The sequence below is a fragment of the Blautia acetica genome (genome assembly GCF_038739805.1).
In the GTDB taxonomy this organism is placed as follows: Bacteria; Bacillota; Clostridia; order Lachnospirales; family Lachnospiraceae; genus Blautia.
Map to the genome: position 1 here is coordinate 107048 of NZ_JBBEWO010000008.1, position 19847 is coordinate 126894.

At 44.9% G+C, this 19847-nt stretch carries 15 protein-coding genes and 1 pseudogene; 14 read left to right on the plus strand and 2 right to left on the minus strand.

The features are described 5' to 3' along the window. Positions 1-217 precede the first annotated feature (217 nt). The 3 genes from WBS51_RS07600 to WBS51_RS07610 are packed head-to-tail and all read left to right on the plus strand — an operon-like array spanning position 218 to position 4945. Positions 218-2719, plus strand: coding sequence for a glycoside hydrolase family 31 protein (locus tag WBS51_RS07600; RefSeq protein WP_173747819.1), 2502 nt, complete (start codon positions 218-220; stop codon positions 2717-2719). A 21-nt stretch (positions 2720-2740) separates the two neighbouring features. Continuing rightward, positions 2741-4123 (plus strand): MFS transporter, encoded by a 1383-nt coding sequence (locus tag WBS51_RS07605; RefSeq protein WP_173747817.1) that lies wholly within the window; start codon positions 2741-2743, stop codon positions 4121-4123. Between the two features lie 18 nt (positions 4124-4141). Next, entirely contained in the window at positions 4142-4945 is an 804-nt protein-coding gene (locus WBS51_RS07610) for an alpha/beta hydrolase (RefSeq protein WP_342694061.1), read from the plus strand. 52 nt (positions 4946-4997) lie between these two features. On the opposite strand, the gene WBS51_RS07615 is transcribed toward WBS51_RS07610, so the two are convergent. Next, a complete protein-coding gene (locus WBS51_RS07615; RefSeq protein ID WP_173747814.1) occupies positions 4998-6206 on the minus strand; it encodes a coenzyme F420-0:L-glutamate ligase in 1209 nt (402 codons plus the stop codon). A 241-nt stretch (positions 6207-6447) separates the two neighbouring features. On the opposite strand from WBS51_RS07615, the gene WBS51_RS07620 reads away from it, so the two are divergent. The 10 genes from WBS51_RS07620 to WBS51_RS07665 all read left to right on the plus strand — a co-directional run bounded on the left by WBS51_RS07620 (position 6448) and on the right by WBS51_RS07665 (position 17817). Then, entirely contained in the window at positions 6448-8142 is a 1695-nt protein-coding gene (locus WBS51_RS07620; protein WP_291681433.1) for a M14 family metallopeptidase, read from the plus strand. A gap of 1 nt (position 8143) precedes the next feature. Then, positions 8144-9088 carry a nickel ABC transporter permease gene (gene nikB / locus WBS51_RS07625; RefSeq protein WP_173747810.1) on the plus strand — a complete coding sequence of 315 codons (945 nt, stop codon included), beginning with the start codon at positions 8144-8146 and terminating at the stop codon, positions 9086-9088. Further along, the gene (gene nikC / locus WBS51_RS07630) at positions 9085-9951 is read left to right on the plus strand and encodes a nickel transporter permease (protein WP_173747808.1); all 867 of its coding nucleotides are present in this window, start codon (positions 9085-9087) and stop codon (positions 9949-9951) included. The genes nikB and nikC overlap by 4 nt, the downstream gene beginning before the upstream one ends. 30 nt (positions 9952-9981) lie before the next feature. Then, the gene (locus WBS51_RS07635) at positions 9982-11562 is read left to right on the plus strand and encodes an ABC transporter substrate-binding protein (protein ID WP_173747806.1); all 1581 of its coding nucleotides are present in this window, start codon (positions 9982-9984) and stop codon (positions 11560-11562) included. 29 nt (positions 11563-11591) lie between these two features. Then, positions 11592-12374 (plus strand): ABC transporter ATP-binding protein, encoded by a 783-nt coding sequence (locus WBS51_RS07640; RefSeq protein ID WP_294459583.1) that lies wholly within the window; start codon positions 11592-11594, stop codon positions 12372-12374. Further along, positions 12375-13133: an ABC transporter ATP-binding protein gene (locus WBS51_RS07645; RefSeq protein WP_342694062.1), complete on the plus strand. Its 759-nt coding sequence runs from the start codon at positions 12375-12377 to the stop codon at positions 13131-13133. Between the two features lie 97 nt (positions 13134-13230). Then, entirely contained in the window at positions 13231-13920 is a 690-nt protein-coding gene (locus tag WBS51_RS07650) for a response regulator transcription factor (RefSeq protein ID WP_173747799.1), read from the plus strand. Then, a complete protein-coding gene (locus WBS51_RS07655; RefSeq protein ID WP_291681431.1) occupies positions 13917-14909 on the plus strand; it encodes a sensor histidine kinase in 993 nt (330 codons plus the stop codon). The genes WBS51_RS07650 and WBS51_RS07655 overlap by 4 nt, the downstream gene beginning before the upstream one ends. Positions 14910-15037: 128 nt before the next feature. After that, positions 15038-15802 carry an ABC transporter ATP-binding protein gene (locus WBS51_RS07660; RefSeq protein ID WP_173747795.1) on the plus strand — a complete coding sequence of 255 codons (765 nt, stop codon included), beginning with the start codon at positions 15038-15040 and terminating at the stop codon, positions 15800-15802. Next, entirely contained in the window at positions 15799-17817 is a 2019-nt protein-coding gene (locus WBS51_RS07665) for an ABC transporter permease (protein ID WP_294459578.1), read from the plus strand. The genes WBS51_RS07660 and WBS51_RS07665 overlap by 4 nt, the downstream gene beginning before the upstream one ends. Here the strand turns inward: WBS51_RS07665 and WBS51_RS07670 are convergent. Next, entirely contained in the window at positions 17814-18632 is an 819-nt protein-coding gene (locus WBS51_RS07670) for an AraC family transcriptional regulator (protein WP_173747791.1), read from the minus strand. The genes WBS51_RS07665 and WBS51_RS07670 overlap by 4 nt on opposite strands. Before the next feature lie 179 nt (positions 18633-18811). On the opposite strand from WBS51_RS07670, the pseudogene WBS51_RS07675 reads away from it, so the two are divergent. Beyond that, positions 18812-19729 (plus strand): annotated as a pseudogene (locus WBS51_RS07675) (TIM-barrel domain-containing protein); the annotation flags it as partial. Positions 19730-19847: the final 118 nt, after the last annotated feature.

Consider the following 19847-nt stretch of genomic DNA (forward strand, 5'->3'; position numbering starts at 1 on the left):
TTTAAAACTATTTGTAAAGAGGGAAATCCGGTGCTCAACAATTTCTATACCATGATTTCAAGTGGTTATTATTCTGTATTTGCGCTTTGTTAATCTTTTAAAATAGCAAAATAAGTAAAAAAATCAAGCATTTAAAGCAATTTTAGTCTACTTTTTTCGAAAAGAAGTCATTATAATAAAAGCGCAAATTGTGTAAGAAGACATGAGGAGGAACATCATGAAACTATGTTTACAGGCAGGAGAGGTGAAACAGATTGGAGATTATTTTTCTGTTTCTACGAACAGTGTAGAAATCCGTATTCTGTTTTTGACAGATTCTATTTTAAGAATCCGCGCAGGCTTTGATGGGGAGTTTGCAGAGGAATCTTACAGTCTTGTAATGACAGCCTGGGAAGACCGGATGGATGTGTTCATGAAGAAATACCGGACACGGGTACAGCCGGCAAAAGCAGAATTAACAGATGGTGAAGAAAAAGCAATCCTGCAGGGAAAACTGCTGCGTGTAGAGGTGGAGAAAAATCCATTCCGTATCTGCGTATACGATAGGGATAACACGTTGCTGCATGCCGATATTGTAGACCTTGCTTATATGGAAGACAGCAATCACCGGAGAATTCATACCAGCGAAATTTCTGAGGATGACTGTTTTTACGGATTCGGAGAAAAGAGCGGAGTGTTCAACAAGGCTCAGAAGTTCATGGGAATGAGCCCCAAGGATGCAATGGGATATGACCCAAAGGAAACAGATTCTCTTTATAAACACATTCCGTTTTACATTAAACTGAATCGGAAACATCAGAAGGCCGTGGGTTATTTTTACCACAATACGTATGAATGTGATTTTGATATGGGAAAAGAAAAGAGCAATTACTGGAAGCGCCACAGCCGTTACCGTACAGACGGAGGGGATATTGATTTGTTTCTGATTGCAGGTCCGGCTGTCCGGGACGTGGTAGAGCGTTATACAGACCTGACCGGGAAATCTGCTATGCTTCCTGTCTATGCTCTGGGATATCTGGGATCTTCTATGTATTATCCCGAACTGGAAGCAGACTGCGATGACGCTATTTTGGAATTTATTGATACAACCAGAGAAGAGGGAATTCCTGCAGACGGATTTCAGTTATCTTCCGGATACTGTGCCATTGAAACACAGGAGGGGATCAAACGCTGCGTATTTACCTGGAATAAGAAACGGTTTAAAGAGCCAAAAGAGTTTTTCAGCCAGATGAAGGAGCGAGGAATCTGTGTTTCTCCCAATGTGAAGCCGGGAATTCTTCTGGTACATCCAATGCTGGAAGAGATGAAAGAAAAGGGCATGTTTGTCAAAGACAGTGAAACGGATGAGCCGGGAATCGGAACCTGGTGGGGCGGAAAGGGAATGTTTGTGGATTTCACTAAGGCTTCTACCAGAGAAGAGTGGAAAGAGCTTCTGAAAGAAAATGTTCTGGACTATGGTACCAATTCTGTATGGAATGATAACTGTGAGTACGACAGTATGGTAGACAAGGATTGCCGCTGTTCCTTTGAAGGAAAAGGCGGAACGATTGGACAGCTTAAAGCAGTGATGTCCAATATTATGTGTCATGTGACAGATGAGGCCATTCAGGAAACGTTTGGAAACCAGAGACCTTACATTGTCTGCCGTTCCGGACACAGTGGGATTCAGAAATATGCACAGACCTGGGCCGGAGACAATCTGACTTGCTGGGATTCGTTAAAATACAATATTGCCACCATTCTGGGCATGAGTCTGTCCGGTGTGGCAAACCAGGGATGTGATATCGGAGGATTTTACGGACCAGCGCCAGAGGCGGAACTGCTGGTAAGGTGGATTCAGAATGGAATTTTCCAGCCAAGATTTTCCATTCATTCTACAAATATTGACAATACGGTGACAGAACCGTGGATGTACAGTGGCTGCAAAGAGGAAATCCGCCAAGCCATTGAATTTCGGTATCAGATGATTCCGTATCTGTATTCTCTCATGGAACGTGCCCATGAAACTGGACTTCCTATTATGGAGCCCATGTGCAGTGCTTTCCAGCATGACAGCAAGTGTTACGATGAGGGTGTGGACTTTATGTTCGGAGACTCTCTGTTGGTAGCAAATGTGGTGGAAAAAGGTGCAAAGACCAGAAAAGTATATCTTCCGGAAGGTGAAATCTTCTATGATTTCTATAACAGAACCCAATATCAGGGCGGACAGACAGTAGAACTTCCGGTAGAACTGGGAAGCATTCCGCTGTTTATCAGAAGCGGAGCTATTATTCCTATGGCAGCGCATCAATTGAACAACCTTATGCAGCAGAAAGTAACTGCAATCCGGATGATATGTGAAGCAGGCCGGGACGGAGCCTTTACTCTGTATGAAGATGACGGCGCTACAATGGAATATACAAAAGGGGCATACCTGAAAACCCGGATTACTATGCAGGCCGGCGAGCAGACAGCGCTGTCGTTTGTTCATGAAGGTTCCTACGAAACTGCGGTGGAAGATATGTACATTGATATGATTCACCGGGAAAAAGCGCCTTACTGGGTGCAGGTGGACGGACAGGAAGTACCGCATTTCCTGCATAGGAGAAAATTTGAAGAGGCAGAGTTTGGATGGTACTACAGCCAGAGTCTGAAATCAGTTCAGATTAAATATAAAAATCCAAAGAAGGATTACAAAGTAGTCGTGTCTTTTGAACAATTCGATATGATTGGAATGTAAAAAAGAAAATGGAGGTTTGCTATGAGCACAACGAAAAAGAATGTAAAACCGTTTGGAATACGGGATAAAGTGGGCTATATGTTTGGTGATTTCGGAAATGACCTTACTTTCGTATTGTCCTCTATGATGTTGTTAAAGTTTTATACGGATATTATGGGTGTTTCTGCCGCTATCGTCGGAATGATGATGATGGGAGCCAGATTTGTGGATGCGGTGACGGATATCACCATGGGACAGATTGTAGACAGAAGCAGACCTACAGCAAAAGGAAAATTTGCGCCATGGCTTAAGCGCATGTGCGGTCCAGTGGCAGTGGCATCAGTGCTTTTGTATGCTACCTGGTTCCAGGACATGCCTATGGCTTTTAAGGTGTTCTGGATGTTCTTTTCTTATCTGCTGTGGGGAAGTGTCTGCTATACAGGAATTAACATTCCTTATGGTTCTATGGCTTCCGCAATTTCCGAAAAACCGGAAGACAGAACGTCTCTCTCTAATTGGAGAACCATTGGTGCAACACTTGGAAACATTGCCATTGGTGTAATTCTGCCATTGTTTGTATACTATACAGACAGTGAAGGAAAGCAGTGGCTTTCCGGAACAAGAATGAGCATTGCAGCCGTAATTTGTTCGGTTCTGGCCGTAATCTGTTATCTGCTGTGCTACAATCTGGTTACAGAACGTGTGAAAATTGAACAGAAAACAGAGAAATTTTCTGTGATGTTCCTGGTAAACAGCCTGATTCAAAATAAAGCATTAATCGGAATTGCCGTTACTTCTTTATTCCTGATTCTGGCACAGATTTCTCTTGGAAACATGGGAGCTTATCTGTATCCAAACTATTTTAGAAATATTGCAATTCTTTCCGTGATTTCTCTGATTGGACATATGATTACACTGGCTATGTCTCCATTCATTGAAACTTTTGCAAAGAAAATCGGAAAGAAAGAAATTGCCATTGTAGCTTCTGTTTTGGGAGCGGTTCCCATGCTGGTAGCCTTTGTTTTGCACACAAAAAATGTCATTGTGTGGATGGTGTGCTACTGTATTACCTGGGTAGGTGTATCTATGTTCATTCTGATTTGCTGGGCAATGATTACCGATGTTATCGATGATACAGAAGTGAAAACAGGAAGCCGTTCTGACGGAACTGTATATTCTATTTACTCTTTCTGCAGAAAACTGGGCCAGGCTTTGTCTTCCGGTTTGACAGGGGTACTGCTGTCTATGGTTGGATACTCTACGGCTACCGCTTTTGACACACCGGTTGTCAATGGAATCTATAACATTACCTGCCTGGTTCCAGGTATTGCTTTTGTACTGATGTTCTTATCTCTGGTATTTTTATATCCATTGAATAAGAAAAAGGTAGAGGAAAATGCAAAGAAACTTTTGGAAAAAAGATAAGGTGGAATGGCCATGTTTTTGAACTGTCAATATTATAGTACCGCATTGCAGCACAATACGCAGATTCAAGTGATTATCCCCACACCTGAGGGACAGGAACAGATTACCGGAGAAGAAACAAAGAAGCGGTATGATTATAAAAAAGGACTTCCGGTAGTCTATCTGCTGCATGGAGCCTATGGTGACTGCAGCAGCTGGGTACGCTTCAGCAATATTGAACGATATGCTCAGTCTCATCAGATAGTTGCGGTGATGGCTTCTGTGGAAAACAGTTTTTACCAGAATATGTATCATGGAAATCCTTATTTTACCTATATTACAGAGGAGCTTCCTGCATTTGTCACAGCTCTGTTTCCGGTTTCTGAAAAGCGGGAGGATACTTTTGTTGCCGGATTTTCCATGGGCGGCTATGGCGCTTGGTATGTGGGGCTGTCCTGCCCGGAGCGCTACAGTAAGATTGCCGGGATGTCTGCTGCCATGGATATTGCAGAACTGGGAAAACAGTGCCGGGATGGAAAGGTAGAGGGCCCCTTTGCCTGGGAAAATATTTTTGACAATCCGGAGCAGCTTGCGGGTACAGAGAAAGATATTTTTGAACTGTATCGGCGCTGCCAGGAAAACGGAGTGATTCCGGAGTTGTATCAGGCATGCGGAACAAAAGATTTTCTGTATGAAATGAACCTGGACGCAAAACGGCGTTTGGAAAAGATGGGGGCAAAGCTTACCTGGTCAGAAACCGAAGGGGCTATGCACAACTGGGATTACTGGGATAAAGAGATTCAGAAAATACTGGATTGGATGATGAACAAAACTTGTATTTAGTAGAAAAAAGCGCCTGCCGGATATGGTGAGGCGCTTTTTTCTGCCGTTGCATTTATTTCGCGTAATTGTCAAAATACCCCTGAATGTAAATAATCGGAGTTCCCTTATCTCCGGAGCCGGAGGTCAGGTCTGCAAGAGAACCCAAAAGGTCGGTCAGACGTCTCGGAGTGGTTCCCTGTGTCACCATGGTACCCTTTAAGCTGGCAGCTTTCTCATCTTTTTCTGTAATATAATTCTTAATGGCATCTTTTAATTCTACGCCGGATAATTGAGCAAAATCGTTGTCAGCCAGATATTTCAGTTTCACTTCGTTTGGTGTTCCTTCCAGTCCATTGGTGTAAGCCGGAGAAACTACCGGGTCAGCAAGTTCCCAGATTTTTCCAACCGGGTCTTTAAACGCGCCGTCACCGTAAACCATCACTTCCACGTTTTTGCCTGTTTTTTCCAGCATGGATTTGTGAATAGCAGAGACTACTTCTTCACATTTAATCGGGAAGAGTTTTACCGTATCTTCTGTGGCTTTGTTGGAACCCAGAAGACCGTAGGCGTCATTGTAGCCGCTGCCGTTTATGCTCTTTGTCATAATGTCGTCTAAAGAATAAACTTTCTCTGCACCGTTGGCTTTTAAGATTCGTTTTGTTCTCTGGCGTGTGTGGATATCGCAGGCCAGTACGCTTTTAGTATAAGAGAGGATAGCCTTTGGATTATTTGCAAAAATGATTTCCACTTCTGCACCGGCTTCCTGAATCAGCTGTTTGTAATATTCTACATAGTCCACGCCTGTGAAAACGTGTTTTTCGTATCCGAATAATGCTCTGTAAGTTTCCTCTGTGAGCACATCAGACCAGGGATTAATATTTTTCTCATCCAAAAGGTCCAGGTCTACCAGATGATTACCCACTTCGTCAGAAGGATAGCTGAGCATGAGTACGATTTTTTTGCAGCCCATGGCGATTCCTTTTAAACAGATAGAGAAGCGGTTGCGGCTTAAAATGGGGAAAATCACGCCTACGGTATCATCGCCGAATTTTTCTTTTACGTCTGCAGCAATGTCCTTTACACCAGCATAGTTTCCCTGTGCTCTGGCTACAACAGCCTCTGTTACAGCAATGACATCTTTGTCGCAAATTTCAAAGTTTTCGCTTTCGGAAGCTTTCAGCACGCAGTCTACTACGATTTCGGAAAGATTGTCACCTTTGCGGATAATCGGGGCTCTGACACCTCTTGAAATGGTTCCAACCATGCGTTCTTTCTTTTCCATATTTATATACCTCCATTGGTTTTTCACAAAATTATGGGCAGAAAAATCCTGCCTATTTCATAATACGTTGAAATTCGTCTGTATGCAAGGGAAACCTGTGTTTTTGCAAAAAAATCCCGATTTCTGCCGAAAAAAAGTTTTTGCCCTGGGGAGAATCCCCCCAGGGGGCTTGTTTGCAGAGGTGAAATTTGATAAAATGACTCCAAAAAACAGCCTATTTGGAGATAAAGGACAGATTAAAATGGAAAAAAACAAAGTATTTTGCCTGGGAAATTTTCAGGCAGAACCGGGAGAGAAAAAAAGCGGTTATCTTTTCGTGGGAAACGGAGAATTTGAACTGCCTGTGACTATTTTGAACGGAGAAAAACGGGGGAAAACCGTGTTGATTACAGCCGGTGTTCATGCAGCGGAATATGTGGGAATCCAGTCAGCTATGGAGCTGGCAGAGCATTTACATCCGGAAAAGATTGCCGGTACGGTTGTCATTGTAAAGGTGGTAAACCGCCAGGCGTTTGAAATGCGCAGCGGCAGCGAAGGGTTTGAAGACGGGGTGAATTTAAACAGGGTATTTCCTGGAAAAGAAACGGGCAGCCAAATGGAGCGGCTGGCCTATGCCATTGAAAAGGAACTGTTTCCGGGAGTGGATTTTTATATTGATTTGCACAGCGGTGACAGCTATGAGCAGCTGACACCTTATATATATTACGCAGGTGTAGCAGAGCCCCGGGTGGTAGAGGCAGCCAGAGAGATGGCGCAGCAGGCAGATGTGCCCTATATGGTGCGTTCCTGTGTGGCAGGCGGCGGCTGCTATAATTATGCGGCGCAGCTTGGGATTCCGTCGGTTTTGATTGAACGGGGACAGATGGGAGCATGGACAGAGGAAGAAGCGCATTCTACCAGACGGGATGTGAGAAATATCTTGTGTCATCTGGGCGTGTATCTGGGACAAAAGGATTACAGAAATTATTATCCCCTGGAGGTGACAGACGTCAGCTATCAGGCGGCAAACCAAAATGGTATCTGGTATCCTTATAAAAGTCCGGGGGATATGATACGGCAGGGAGAAGTCCTGGGCGTGGTCAAGGATTATGAGGGAACTGTGCTGGAAGTGTGCAGGGCGGAATATGACGGTGTGGTCTTGTATCAGACAGGCAGTCTGCAGGTAAAAGAGAGCGGCCCTATGATTGCCTATGGAAAGATTTCCAGAGAGGCGGATAACCGGAAGAAAAAAATTGCAGGATACTGGACAAAGCGCAGTACCAGTTTTCAGGAACAGAGACGTGCGGAACTGCACAGCAGTCTGGCGGACCGGTGGTTAAAGGAAATCGGGAAATACCTGCCCAAGAAAAAACTGAAAATTCTGGATGTGGGCTGCGGCTCAGGCTTCTTTACCATTTTACTGGCACAGCAGGGGCATGAAGTGCTTGGGGTGGATTTGACTCCGGATATGATAGAGAGGTCAAAAGAACTGGCAGAGGAAGAGGGAGCAGACTGTATCTTCCAGGTTATGGATGCGGAAAATCTCACCTTTGCGGATGAAACTTTTGATGTGGTTATTTCCAGAAATCTGACCTGGACGCTGCCGGATGCCAACAGAGCCTACCGGGAATGGCTGCGGGTGCTGAAAAAGGGAGGTTGTCTGCTGAATTTTGACGCCAACTACGGGGCAAGCGATTGTGCAGATACGTCTCATTTGCCCCAAAATCACGCACACAATAAGCTGGGAGAGGAGCTTTTGCAGGAATGTGAAGAAATTAAGAGACAGCTTCCTATCAGTTCTTATCAGCGGCCTGCCTGGGATGTGGGAGTCCTTGGAAATCTGGGAACTGTAGAACTGTTTTTAGATTTTAGTGTCAGCAAAAGAATTTATATGGAAAAGGATGAATTTTATAATCCGGACCCGCTTTTTGTCATTAGTGCCAGAAAAGGAGAATGAAATGAAAAAATATATCCTTAAGCGCCTGCTGCAGTTGATTCCCATTCTGCTGGTGATTACCTTTCTCTCTTTTGGCATGATGCGTCTGGCAGGAAGCGACGCAGTATTGCAGAAAATGGAAAATACGGGAATGATAGTTTCTCAGGAGGTCATGGACAAAGCGCGGGCGGAACTGGGGCTGGATAAGCCCTTTCTGACACAGTATTTTGTATGGCTGGGAAATCTGCTTCACGGAGACATGGGAACCAGTTATATATCCGGGAAAGCAGTTTTTCCTGCTTTTATCTCTAAACTTCCGGCAACTTTGCTGCTTACAGTGGTTTCCATTGCCCTTACCATTATCATTTCCATTCCTTTGGGGGTTCTGGCTGCTGTGAAACAGAACCGGTTTACAGACTATCTTATCCGGGCTGCCAGTTTTTTGGGAAACAGTATGCCTAATTTTTTTGTAGCGCTGCTCTTGATGTATTTTTTTGCTATTCGTGTAAAGATATTTCCGGTTATTGCTTCGGAAGTCAGTATGGAAAGCGTGGCGCTTCCCAGCCTCACCCTTGCCATTGCCATGTCTGCAAAGTATCTCCGGCAGGTACGGGCCACAGTTTTGGATGAGCTGAGTAAGGATTATGTGGTTGGTGCAAAGGCCAGGGGGGTCCGTTTTTCTGTGACACTCTACAAAAGTGTGCTAAAAGCCTGTCTGGTGACCATTATTACGCTGCTTACCCTCTCTATTGGAAGTTTGTTAGGCGGCACGGCCATTGTAGAATCTATCTTTTTGTGGGATGGAGTAGGAAAACTGGCAGTAGACGCCATTAATATGAGAGATTACCCCATGATTCAGGCCTATGTTATGTGGATGGCAATTATTTATGTCTGTGTGAATCTCATAACGGATCTTTCTTACCGTGTTCTGGACCCAAGAATTCGTTTAGGGGGTGAAAAGGCATGAGTCAAGAGAAAAAAATGCCGTCTTTGCGGAAGCAGAAAATCAGAAAGAATCATACAAAAACCAGGCTGGTTGTTTTTTTGATTCTTGCCGCAGGATTGCTGCTGACTGCTGTTTTTGCACAGCAGATTTGCCCTTATGACCCCAATGCCCAGGATACCAGCATTTCGCTTCAGCCTCCCAGCGCGGCACATCCGGCAGGAACAGACCGCTTCGGACGGGATATGTTTTCACGTATTTTGGTAGGTCTTCAGACCAGTGTGCTGGCTACCCTTTCTCTGGTGGTTATAATTACCCTGGTGGGAACCGTACTGGGGGTTTTGTGCGGGTATTATGAGGGGGTTCTGGACTCTGTGGTAATGCGGATTTCAGATGTATGTCTGGCGTTTCCGGGGCTGGTCTTTGCCTTAGCAATCGCAGCCCTGTTAAATGGGGGATTGCATAATGCGGTACTGGCCTTGGCGGTGATCAGCTGGCCTAAATATGCCAGAATTGCCAGAAGTCAGACTTTGGCACAGAAAAGTACAAATTATATTGCTGCTGCAAAACTGGCAGGAAGCAGTTCCCGGCAGATTATAGTAAAACATATTCTTCCTAACTGTGCAGGACCGATTTTGGTTACCGCTATGCTGGATATTGGAACTATGCTGATGGAGCTGGCAGGACTGTCTTTTCTGGGACTTGGAGCACAGCCGCCTACCGCGGAACTGGGAAATATGATGAGCGGCGGAAGAAGCATGCTGCAGACGTATCCGTGGGTCATTCTGGGGCCGGGAATTGCGATTTTTATCGTGGTCGTTATTTTTAATCTTTTAGGCGATACAGTGAGGGATTATTTAGATCCCCGCAACAGCCGCAGAAAATAAAAAAACGTCTTGTGAAAGGAAGGAAAACACATGGGAAAAATGAAAAAAATATCGGCACTATTGATGGCCGTCTGTCTGGGAGCAGGACTTCTGCCAGGCTGTGCCTCCGGGGGAGAGAAAAAAGCAGATGACGAAAAAGCAAAAGATACGGGAAAAAAGACTTTTGTATTCGGAGATACTACGTTTAACCCTGAAAACGAAGAACCTGATGTAAATCCTCATAATACCTATTCCGGCTGGGCCTGTATCCGGTATGGTATCGGTGAAACTCTTTTTAAGTATTCCGATACCATGGAAATCCAGCCCTGGCTGGCAAAGAGTTATGAAAATATAGATGAACTGACCTGGAAAATCACTCTGCAGGACAATGTGAAGTTTACCAGCGGCAGAGCCATGGACGGTGAAGCAGTAAAAGAATGTCTGGAAGATTTGGTAAAAGTACATGAGCGTGCAAAAGGGGACTTAATGATTGATACCATTACAGCAGAGGGGCAAACAGTTACCATAAAAACAACAGAACCCAAACCTACCTTATTAAATTACCTCAGCGACCCCTATGGCTGTATTGTAGACGTATCCGCAGGAGTGACAGAAGACGGTATTGTGGCAGGCACAGGCCCATACAAAGCAGAATCTCTGGTGTCAGGGGAAGAACTGAAACTGGTAAAAAATGAAGACTACTGGGACGGCGAGCCGGGATATGATGAAATTACCGTACGCACTATTTCAGACGGGGACACCCTGACCATGGCGCTGCAGTCCGGTGAGATTGACGCTGCTTACGGTATGCCGTATGCCAGCTATCCTCTGTTTGAAAACGAGGAGTATACGTTCTCAAGCTGTGCGACCAGCCGTGCTTTTTTTGTTCATATGAACTTTGAAAGTCCGGTGATTCAGGATTCGGCTGTGCGGAAAGCCATTGCCATGGGGATTGACAAAGAGGGATTTGTAGATACTTTGCTGGATGGAAATGGCTACCCTGCTGTGGGAGCGTATCCGGATAACTTTACGTTTGGAGGAGATGCAGTTACAGCAGAAACATATGATACAGAGGGGGCAAAAAAAGTCCTGGAAGAGGCTGGCTGGATAGACTCTGACGGAGACGGCATTCGTGAAAAGGACGGACAGGAGTTAGAAATCCGCTGGCTGACGTACCCAAGCCGTCAGGAGCTTCCTCTGCTCGCAGAATCTGCACAGGCTACTTTGAAAGAAATCGGTATGGATGTGAAGATTAACAGTACTGCAGACCATAACAGCATACGGACGAATGCTTCTGCCTGGGATGTGTATGCCAGCGCCATGGTAACGGCGCCTACCGGAGATCCGGAATATTTCTTTACCACACACTGTCTGGACAGTTCGGCGGTAAACAACGGACATTACCACAGTGATAAACTGGAGCAGTTAGAAAAGGAAATGGCAAAAACTTTTGATACAGAACGCAGAAGTGAGTTGGCAGTGGAAATGCAGCAGACGATTTTGGATGATAATGCCTTTGTATTCTGCTCGCATCTGAAGATGAGCATGATTAGCAAGGCCAGTGTTACCGGACTGACTGCGCACCCCTGTGATTTTTATGAAATTACGGTAGATTTGGCACCTGCATCATGAGACGATTTCTATTGGAAGGAGAAGGGCGTATGAAAGAAATATTGACCTATCAGTCTGTAGAAATCTGTTTCAACGGCACGGCTGTGATACGAGATACCAGTTTTACCCTTCATGAGGGAGAAATTCTGGGTATTGTAGGCGAATCCGGCAGTGGGAAGAGTACTCTTTTAAAAGCGGCAATGGGACTTCTGGGAAACGACGGAATGGTAACCAGGGGTGATATCTGGTTTCAGGAAAAGGATATTCCGGATTTGCCTGAAAAAGAACTGCGGCAGATTCGGGGTGAAAAAATCGGCATGATTTTTCAGGATGCAGGCGCCTCTCTGTGTCCTATCCGGACCATTGGAGAGCAGATTTATGAGAGTATTTCCGCACATAGAAAAATCACCAGGGCAGAGGCCAAAGGGAAGGCATTGGATTTATTTGAAAAGCTCTATTTTAAAGACGGCGAGAGGATTTGGAACAGCTATCCTTTTGAACTGTCGGGAGGAATGAACCAGAGAGTTGGTATTGTTCTTGCTATGCTTATGCAGCCGCCGGTACTTTTGGCAGATGAGCCAACCAGCGCCCTGGATGTGGCTGTTCAGCGGCAGGTGGTACAGGAAATACTGCGGCTGAGAGAACTTTTTGGCACAGCCGTGATACTGGTAACCCATGATATCGGGGTGGTGTCTGCGCTGGCAGATACCATACTGGTTTTAAAAGATGGACAGGTGGCAGAATATGGCTCTGCCCGGCAGATTCTGCAGTATCCGGAAAAGGAATACACACAGAGACTGCTGGCAGCAGTACCAAAATTGCGGAGGGCATAGATGAAACCGGTTTTAGAAACAAAAGAATTGACTAAAATATTTGCCGCAGAGGGAAAGTCTGATTTTACAGCTGTTGACCATGTGAATTTTCAGCTGTATCCGGGAGAAATCCTGGGGATTGTAGGGGCGTCGGGAAGCGGCAAAAGCACGCTGGTAAGGGCTGTGTCCCGCCTGACAGATGTGACGGAGGGCAGTATCTTTCTGGACGGACAGGATATTACGAGAATAAAAGGAAAGGCTCTGCGCCAGTGTTATAAGAAACTCCAGATGGTATTTCAGACTCCCGTTACTTCTTTTGACCCAAGAAGAACCTTAGGGGACGGAATCGGAGAAAGTCTGCGAAACAGCGGAACTTCTAAAGCAGAGGCTAAAAAAGAGGTTTTACGCCTGCTTTCCCAGTGCGGACTTTCAGAGGAATTTTATGGACGATATCCCCACGAAGTCAGCGGCGGTCAATGTCAGAGAGCAGCCATTGCCAGAGCTCTGGCCGTACAGCCCAAGATCGTGATTTGTGATGAGGCAACCAGTTCGCTGGACGTGACTGTACAGCAGCAAATCCTGGAACTTTTGAAAAAATTAAAGGAAGAGAGGAATCTTTCCTACCTGTTTATATGCCATAATCTGGCTTTGGTGCAGATGTTTTGTGACCGTGTGCTGGTCATGAAGGACGGAAAAATCGTGGAAGAGGGCACTCCGGATGAAGTGATTATGCAGCCAAAAGAAGCGTATACGAAGCTGTTAGTGGAATCGGTGCTGTAAAGCAGAAAAATATTCAAATTCAGAAAGGGCTGTGCTATAATAAATTCATGCTTTTATATAGGGAGTATGCTTACTTGCTAAAGGGAGAAAACATCATATGTATCGCATTTTTATAGTAGAAGATGATAGCGGTATCGCCGGTGCCATACAAAAACAGACGGAAAGCTGGGGAATGGAGGCAAGGTGCACCGAGGATTTTCATGACATCATGGCGGAATTTGCCGCCTGGAGGCCTCAGTTGGTGCTGATGGATATTTCACTGCCTTTTTTCAATGGCTATTACTGGTGTCAGAAAATCAGGGAGGTGTCTAAAGTGCCGGTGATTTTTATTTCCTCGGCTTCCGATAACCTGAATATTGTTATGGCGCTGCAGGCCGGAGCGGATGATTTTATTGCAAAGCCCTTTGATTTTTCCGTACTCATGGCAAAGATACAGGCGGTTCTGAGAAGAACTTATGATTACGGAACCCAGGTATCTGTTCTGGAGCACAGAGGGGCGCTTTTATCCAAGGAAGACGCCCTTTTGCATTACGAAGGAAGAAAAATTGATTTGACGAAAAATGAATACCGGATTCTTCTCACGCTTATGGAGCAGAAGGGGAAAATCGTCAGCAGGGAAAGGCTGATGGAAAAATTGTGGGAAAATGACAGTTTTGTAGATGAAAATACCCTGAGCGTCAATGTGAACCGCCTGCGTAAAAAACTGGAAAAAGAGGGACTGACGGGATTTATTACAACAAAAGTAGGCATGGGATATTTGATAGAATCGGCGGTGACCACATCATGAGAGAGTTGGGAAGCTATTTGAAACATCATGGGAGAGTGCTGTTCTTTTACGGTATTTGTTCCGGCATTTTTATTCTGTTCTTCTTTCTGTATCAGATACCTGTGGAGGCGGCGCTTTACAGTGCAGCAGTCTGCGGCGCGCTGGGGGTGCTGCTTGTATTTCCCCACTTTCTCGCATTTCGGAAAAAACGCAGAGAATTGCAGAGTCTTTACAGGCAGCAGGAGTTTTCCGTAAACAATCTGCCAGAGCCTGAGGGAATTCTGGAGAGGGACTATCAGGAACTGATGGAAGAATGGAACAGACGATACAGAAGCATGGAAGAAGAGCATAGCAGAAAATACAGGGATATGATGGAATATTATACCCTCTGGGTACACCAGATAAAGACGCCCATTGCTTCTATGTACCTGAATCTGGAAAATGAGGATACTGCCCTTTCCAGAGCCATAAAAGGAGATTTAATGAGGATTGAGCAGTATGTAGACATGGTATTGTGTTATCTCAGACTGGACAGCGAGGATACGGATTATATGTTTCAGGAATATGGGATGGACGGAATTGTCAGACAGGCGCTGCACAGATTTTCGTCTTCTTTCATCAATGGGAAAATCCGTCTGGAATATCAGCCTGTAAAGAGCAGGGTACTGACAGATGAAAAGTGGCTGTTGTTTGTTATTGAGCAGGTTTTGTCCAATGCGCTGAAGTATACAAAATCCGGGGGCCGGATATGGATTGAGGAGGCAGAGCCGGGGATTCTCTGTATCGGGGATACGGGAATTGGTATTGCACCAGAGGATTTGCCCAGGATTTTTGAAAAGGGATATACCGGATACAACGGCAGATGTCAGAAAAAAGCCAGTGGAATCGGGCTGTATCTTTGCAGCCGTATTTGTAACCGCCTGGGGCACAGAATTTGGGTATCCTCCGCAGTAGGAGCGGGAACCCGGGTGTATCTGGATGTGAGAAAGGCCCATTTGGAAATCGAATGACAGAGCGTCTTACAAAAATGTAAGAAGAACACAGGGAAATGTAAGCCAAAGCTATGGCAGGACATTTCCCTGTTTTGCTACAATAAGACGGTAAAAGAGAGGACAAAAGCAAGGAGGACAAAATAAATATGGTAATTTTGGAAGTGAAAAATCTGAAAAAAACCTATACCACCAGATTCGGAGGCAATCAGGTACAGGCATTGAAAAATGTGAATTTCACCATAGAAGAGGGAGAATATACAGCCATTATGGGAGAGTCCGGATCCGGAAAAACCACGCTTTTAAATATTCTGGCAGCGCTGGACAGACCCACAGGCGGAACTGTGCTTCTGGACGGAAGGGATATTTCCAGAATAAAAGAAGCAGATTTGTCTGTGTTCCGAAGAAATCATCTGGGCTTTGTATTTCAGGAATTTAATCTTCTGGACACCTTTTCAATCCGGGATAATATTTATCTGCCGCTGGTGCTGGGAGGAAAGCATTACAGACAAATGGAGGTGCTTTTAGAACCTTTGGCCGCAAAGCTGGGAATTAAAGAAATATTAGACAAATACCCTTACGAGATTTCGGGGGGACAGAAGCAGAGAGCCGCTGTAGCCAGAGCGCTGATTACCAGTCCGAGGCTGATTCTGGCAGATGAACCAACCGGGGCTCTGGATTCCAAGGCAACAGACGAACTTTTACGGCTTTTTGGAACGGTAAACCAGGAGGGGCAGACGATTTTAATGGTAACCCATTCGGTTAAAGCTGCAAGTCATGCCCAGAGGGTGCTGTTTATTAAGGATGGAGAGGTGTTCCATCAGCTTTACCGAGGAAACGATACCAATCAGCAGATGTACGAGAAGATTTCCAGCACCCTGACCATGCTGGCATCAGGAGGTGAGGCGCAGTGAAAAGAGGATTTTATTTCAGAATTGCCTGGACAGGGATAAAGAACAATAAAAAGATTTATCTTCCCTATATTCTGGCTTCTGTGGGCATGATTCTCATGTTTTACATCATTGTATTTTTATCCAGCAGTCCCACAGTCAGGGAAATGCAGGGCGGAAATACCATGCAGGGGGTACTTGGCTTTGGGGTTTTCATTATGGCAGGGTTTGCGCTGATTTTTCTGTTTTATACCAATTCCTTTCTTATGCGAAGGAGAAAGCGGGAGTTTGGTATGTATCATGTGCTGGGGATGGGGAAGAAAAACCTGGCAAAGGTTATGGTTTGGGAAGGTGTACAGGTGACGGTGATTTCCCTGCTGGGCGGTCTTTTAGGGGGGATTTTGTTTTCAAAGGCAGCAGAACTTGTCATGATTTCCATGCTGGAGGGGAAAGCAGGTTATGCGTTCACGATAAGCACAGAAGCATTGCTGTGGACTCTGAAAGTCTTTGGCAGCATTTTTCTGCTGATTTTAATAAAATCTCTGCTGCAGATTTTTTTCTCAAAACCCATTGAATTGCTCCGAAGTGAAGCTGTGGGAGAGAAACCGCCGAAAGCCAACTGGCTGGAAGGGATTCTGGGTGTTGTGATACTGGCAGCTGCTTACTATCTTGCGGTATCCATTGAAGAACCTATGGCGGCTATATTCTGGTTTTTCGTGGCGGTGGCTATGGTAATTGTCAGCACCTATATTCTCTTTCGGACAGGTTCGGTGCTGCTTTGCAAGGTGCTGAAGAAAAATAAGAACTATTATTATAAATCGGGACATTTTGTTTCCATATCCTCTATGATGTACCGCATGAAGAGAAACGGTTATGGTCTGGCATCCATTTGTATCCTTTCTACTATGGTGCTGGTTATGGTGTCAGCAGTCTCCTGTATGTTTATTGGTTCGGAAGACCAGCTGCGTACCCGTTATCCCAGAAATATTGTAATCGATACGTATTCGGAGAATCAGGAAGTAATCGATATGGTACACCATCTGGCGGCAGAGACCTTAGAGGAACAGAAAAAACAAGCTGAAAATGTGCTTCATTATCGTTTTACAGTGGCAGCAGGTTATGAAGAGGGAAAGACAATCAGTCTGGACCCGGGAAAAATAGAAAAATTTGCTATGTCTACAGGGGAAAATATCCGGCAGCTTTTTGTAGTGCCTTTGGAAGATTACAATCGTATTATGGGGGCAGATGAAACGCTGCAGGAGGATGAAGTCCTGGTTTATCAGACAAAATCATCCTACAAGTATGATGAAATCGCTTTTGACGATGGCACAAAGTGGAAGGTGAAGAAAAAACTCAGTGAATTTGTGGATAACGGCGTGGATTCCATGCAGATTATGCCTTCTGTTTTTATTTTTGTAAAGGATATGGATACTGTAAGTCAGGTGTGCAGCAAATGGAAAGAGCTGCAGGGAGAATCCCTGGTGAAAATGCACGATTATTACGGATTTGATTTGCAGGGAAGTGATGAGGAAAAAATTGCCGTAGCAAACAGTTTAAGGGAAAAAAGAGACGGACTTCTGCAGCAAGGTTATGAAAGAATAGACATAGAGGACAGCGCGTCAGAGCGGGCAGATTTTTACGCCATGTACAGTGGTATGTTTGTTCTGGGAATTTTATTGGGCTGTGTCTTTATTCTGGGTATGGTACTGATTATGTACTACAAGCAGGTAACAGAAGGCTATGAAGACCGGAAACGTTTTGAAATTATGCAGAAGGTGGGCATGACCAAACGGGAAATCCGAAAAAGCATCAATTCCCAGGTACTCACCGTATTTTTCCTGCCGCTTCTGGCAGCAGGAGTGCATACGGCCTTTGCTTTTCCTATGATGCGGAAGATTCTGCTGCTTTTAGGAGTGACAAACACCGGATTGCTGATAGGCGTTATGGCGGGCTGTTATCTTTTGTTTTCACTTTTCTATATTCTCATGTATGTGATAACTTCAAAGTCTTATTACGGTATTGTCAGCAGCCGTGATTAAACGGATTGGTACTGCTTTCGTTTTTCACTGGGTGAAACGCCGGTAATACTTTTGAAAATCCGGTTAAAATGGGTCAGATTGGAAAAACCTGTTTCTTTGCTGATACGGGTAATGTTGTAATCCGTTTCCAAAAGCATACGCTGGGCGTGAAGCACCCGTGTCATGTTGAGGTATTGAATGATGGTTTTTCCGGTGACTTTCTTAAATTCCCTGCACAGGTGGTAGGGGCTGACATAGAGCATGTCAGCCAGGGCAGAGACAGAAATTTCTTCGGCATAATGCTCGTGAATGTAATTGACCGCCTGTGCAGGTCTTGTTCTGGGTGTGCTTTCCACAGGGGTGTAATCGGCCCGGAGAATGGTCAGCAGAAGCTGATTTAACAGATTTTCCAGATATTCTTTCTGGAAAAGTCCCTCCTCTTTGTCCAGCTCAGTATGAAGCATGGACAGGAGGAGATGAATCATAGATTTCTTAATTTTCTTTAAAGAGAATACTCTGGCGGTTTCCAGCAGGTAGCTGCGGACTTCGGGGTAGACTATCATATCCGGTGTGAAATACAGGACAATACGTTTAAAAGGCACGTTTTTGTCCCCGTAGGAATGGTGCATCACATTGGGAGGGAAGATGATAAATTCGTGAGCGGTCAGATGATACAGCTCGCCCTCTATCATGTGGTGCCGTTCCCCGGATTCTAAATAATACAATTCAAAAAATTCATGAAAGTGGGATTGACACATATTGTCATTCACACCTTCGGCATATCCATAAGCAACTTTTTCTCCATGTGACATGAGAATCGCGGCGGTGTCCAGCATAAGAATCTCCTTTGGCTTTTTGGTACAGAATAGCATAGGGGAGTCCGAATGGCAAGAGGAAAAAGGGAAAATTAGAGCAAGATAAGTAAAAAAACAGGGGATTTCAAGCGGATTTTGTCTATGATTTTCAGGAGGATTTTCTTATAATGTGGCCATAGAAAGCGAAAAGGAGAGAAGCAATGAAAGTATGTTTAAGGGCGGAGAGTGTAAGACAGGAAGACAATTATGTTTCTGTCAGGACAAACTGCGTGGAAATCAGGGTGTATTTTCTGACTGATTCTATTGTGCGAATCCGGGCCGGATTTGACGGAGATTTTGCAGAGGAATCTTACAGTCTGGTGATGACAGGCTGGGAAGACCGCATGGACGGATTTTTAGAAGGCAGACGAAAGAGAGTGCAGATGGCCGAGGCTGTTCTGGAGGACGGAGAAGAGAAAGCTGTTATCCGCGGGAAAGAACTGCGGGTGGAAGTAGAAAAGGAACCGTTCCGTATCTGTGTGTATGATATAGAGAATACCCTTTTACATGCAGACATTGTGGATTTGGCTTACATGGAGGACAGCAATCACCGCCGGATTCATACCAGCGAGATTACGCCGCAGGATTGTTTCTATGGATTCGGAGAAAAGAGCGGAGAATTTAATAAAGCGCAGAAATTTATGAATATGAGTCCTAAGGATGCTATGGGATACAATCCAAAAGAGACAGATTCCCTTTATAAGCACATTCCTTTTTACATTAAGCTGAACCGCGAACATAAAAAGGCTGTGGGATATTTTTACCACAATACTTATGAGTGCGATTTTGACATGGGAAAAGAAAAGAGCAATTACTGGAAAATGCACAGCCGCTACCGGGCAGACGGAGGTGACATTGACTTATTCCTCATTGCAGGACCGTCTATGCGCCAGGTAGTGGAAAGATATACGGATTTAACCGGAAAATCTGCCATGCTGCCCCGGTATGCCCTGGGTTATCTGGGTTCTTCCATGTACTATCCGGAATTGGAAAAAGACTGCGACGATGCGATTCTGGAATTCATTGATACCACAAAAGAAGAGCTGATTCCGGTAGACGGTTTCCAGCTTTCTTCCGGATGTGGACTTTAGTCTGTTTCGCCCATTGGAGTTTTTCGTTGATCCGAAAAATGGAGATGGGCGAAACAATAATCCACCCGCTATGCGGGTGCGCGTCGATTGTTATACAAAAAAATTA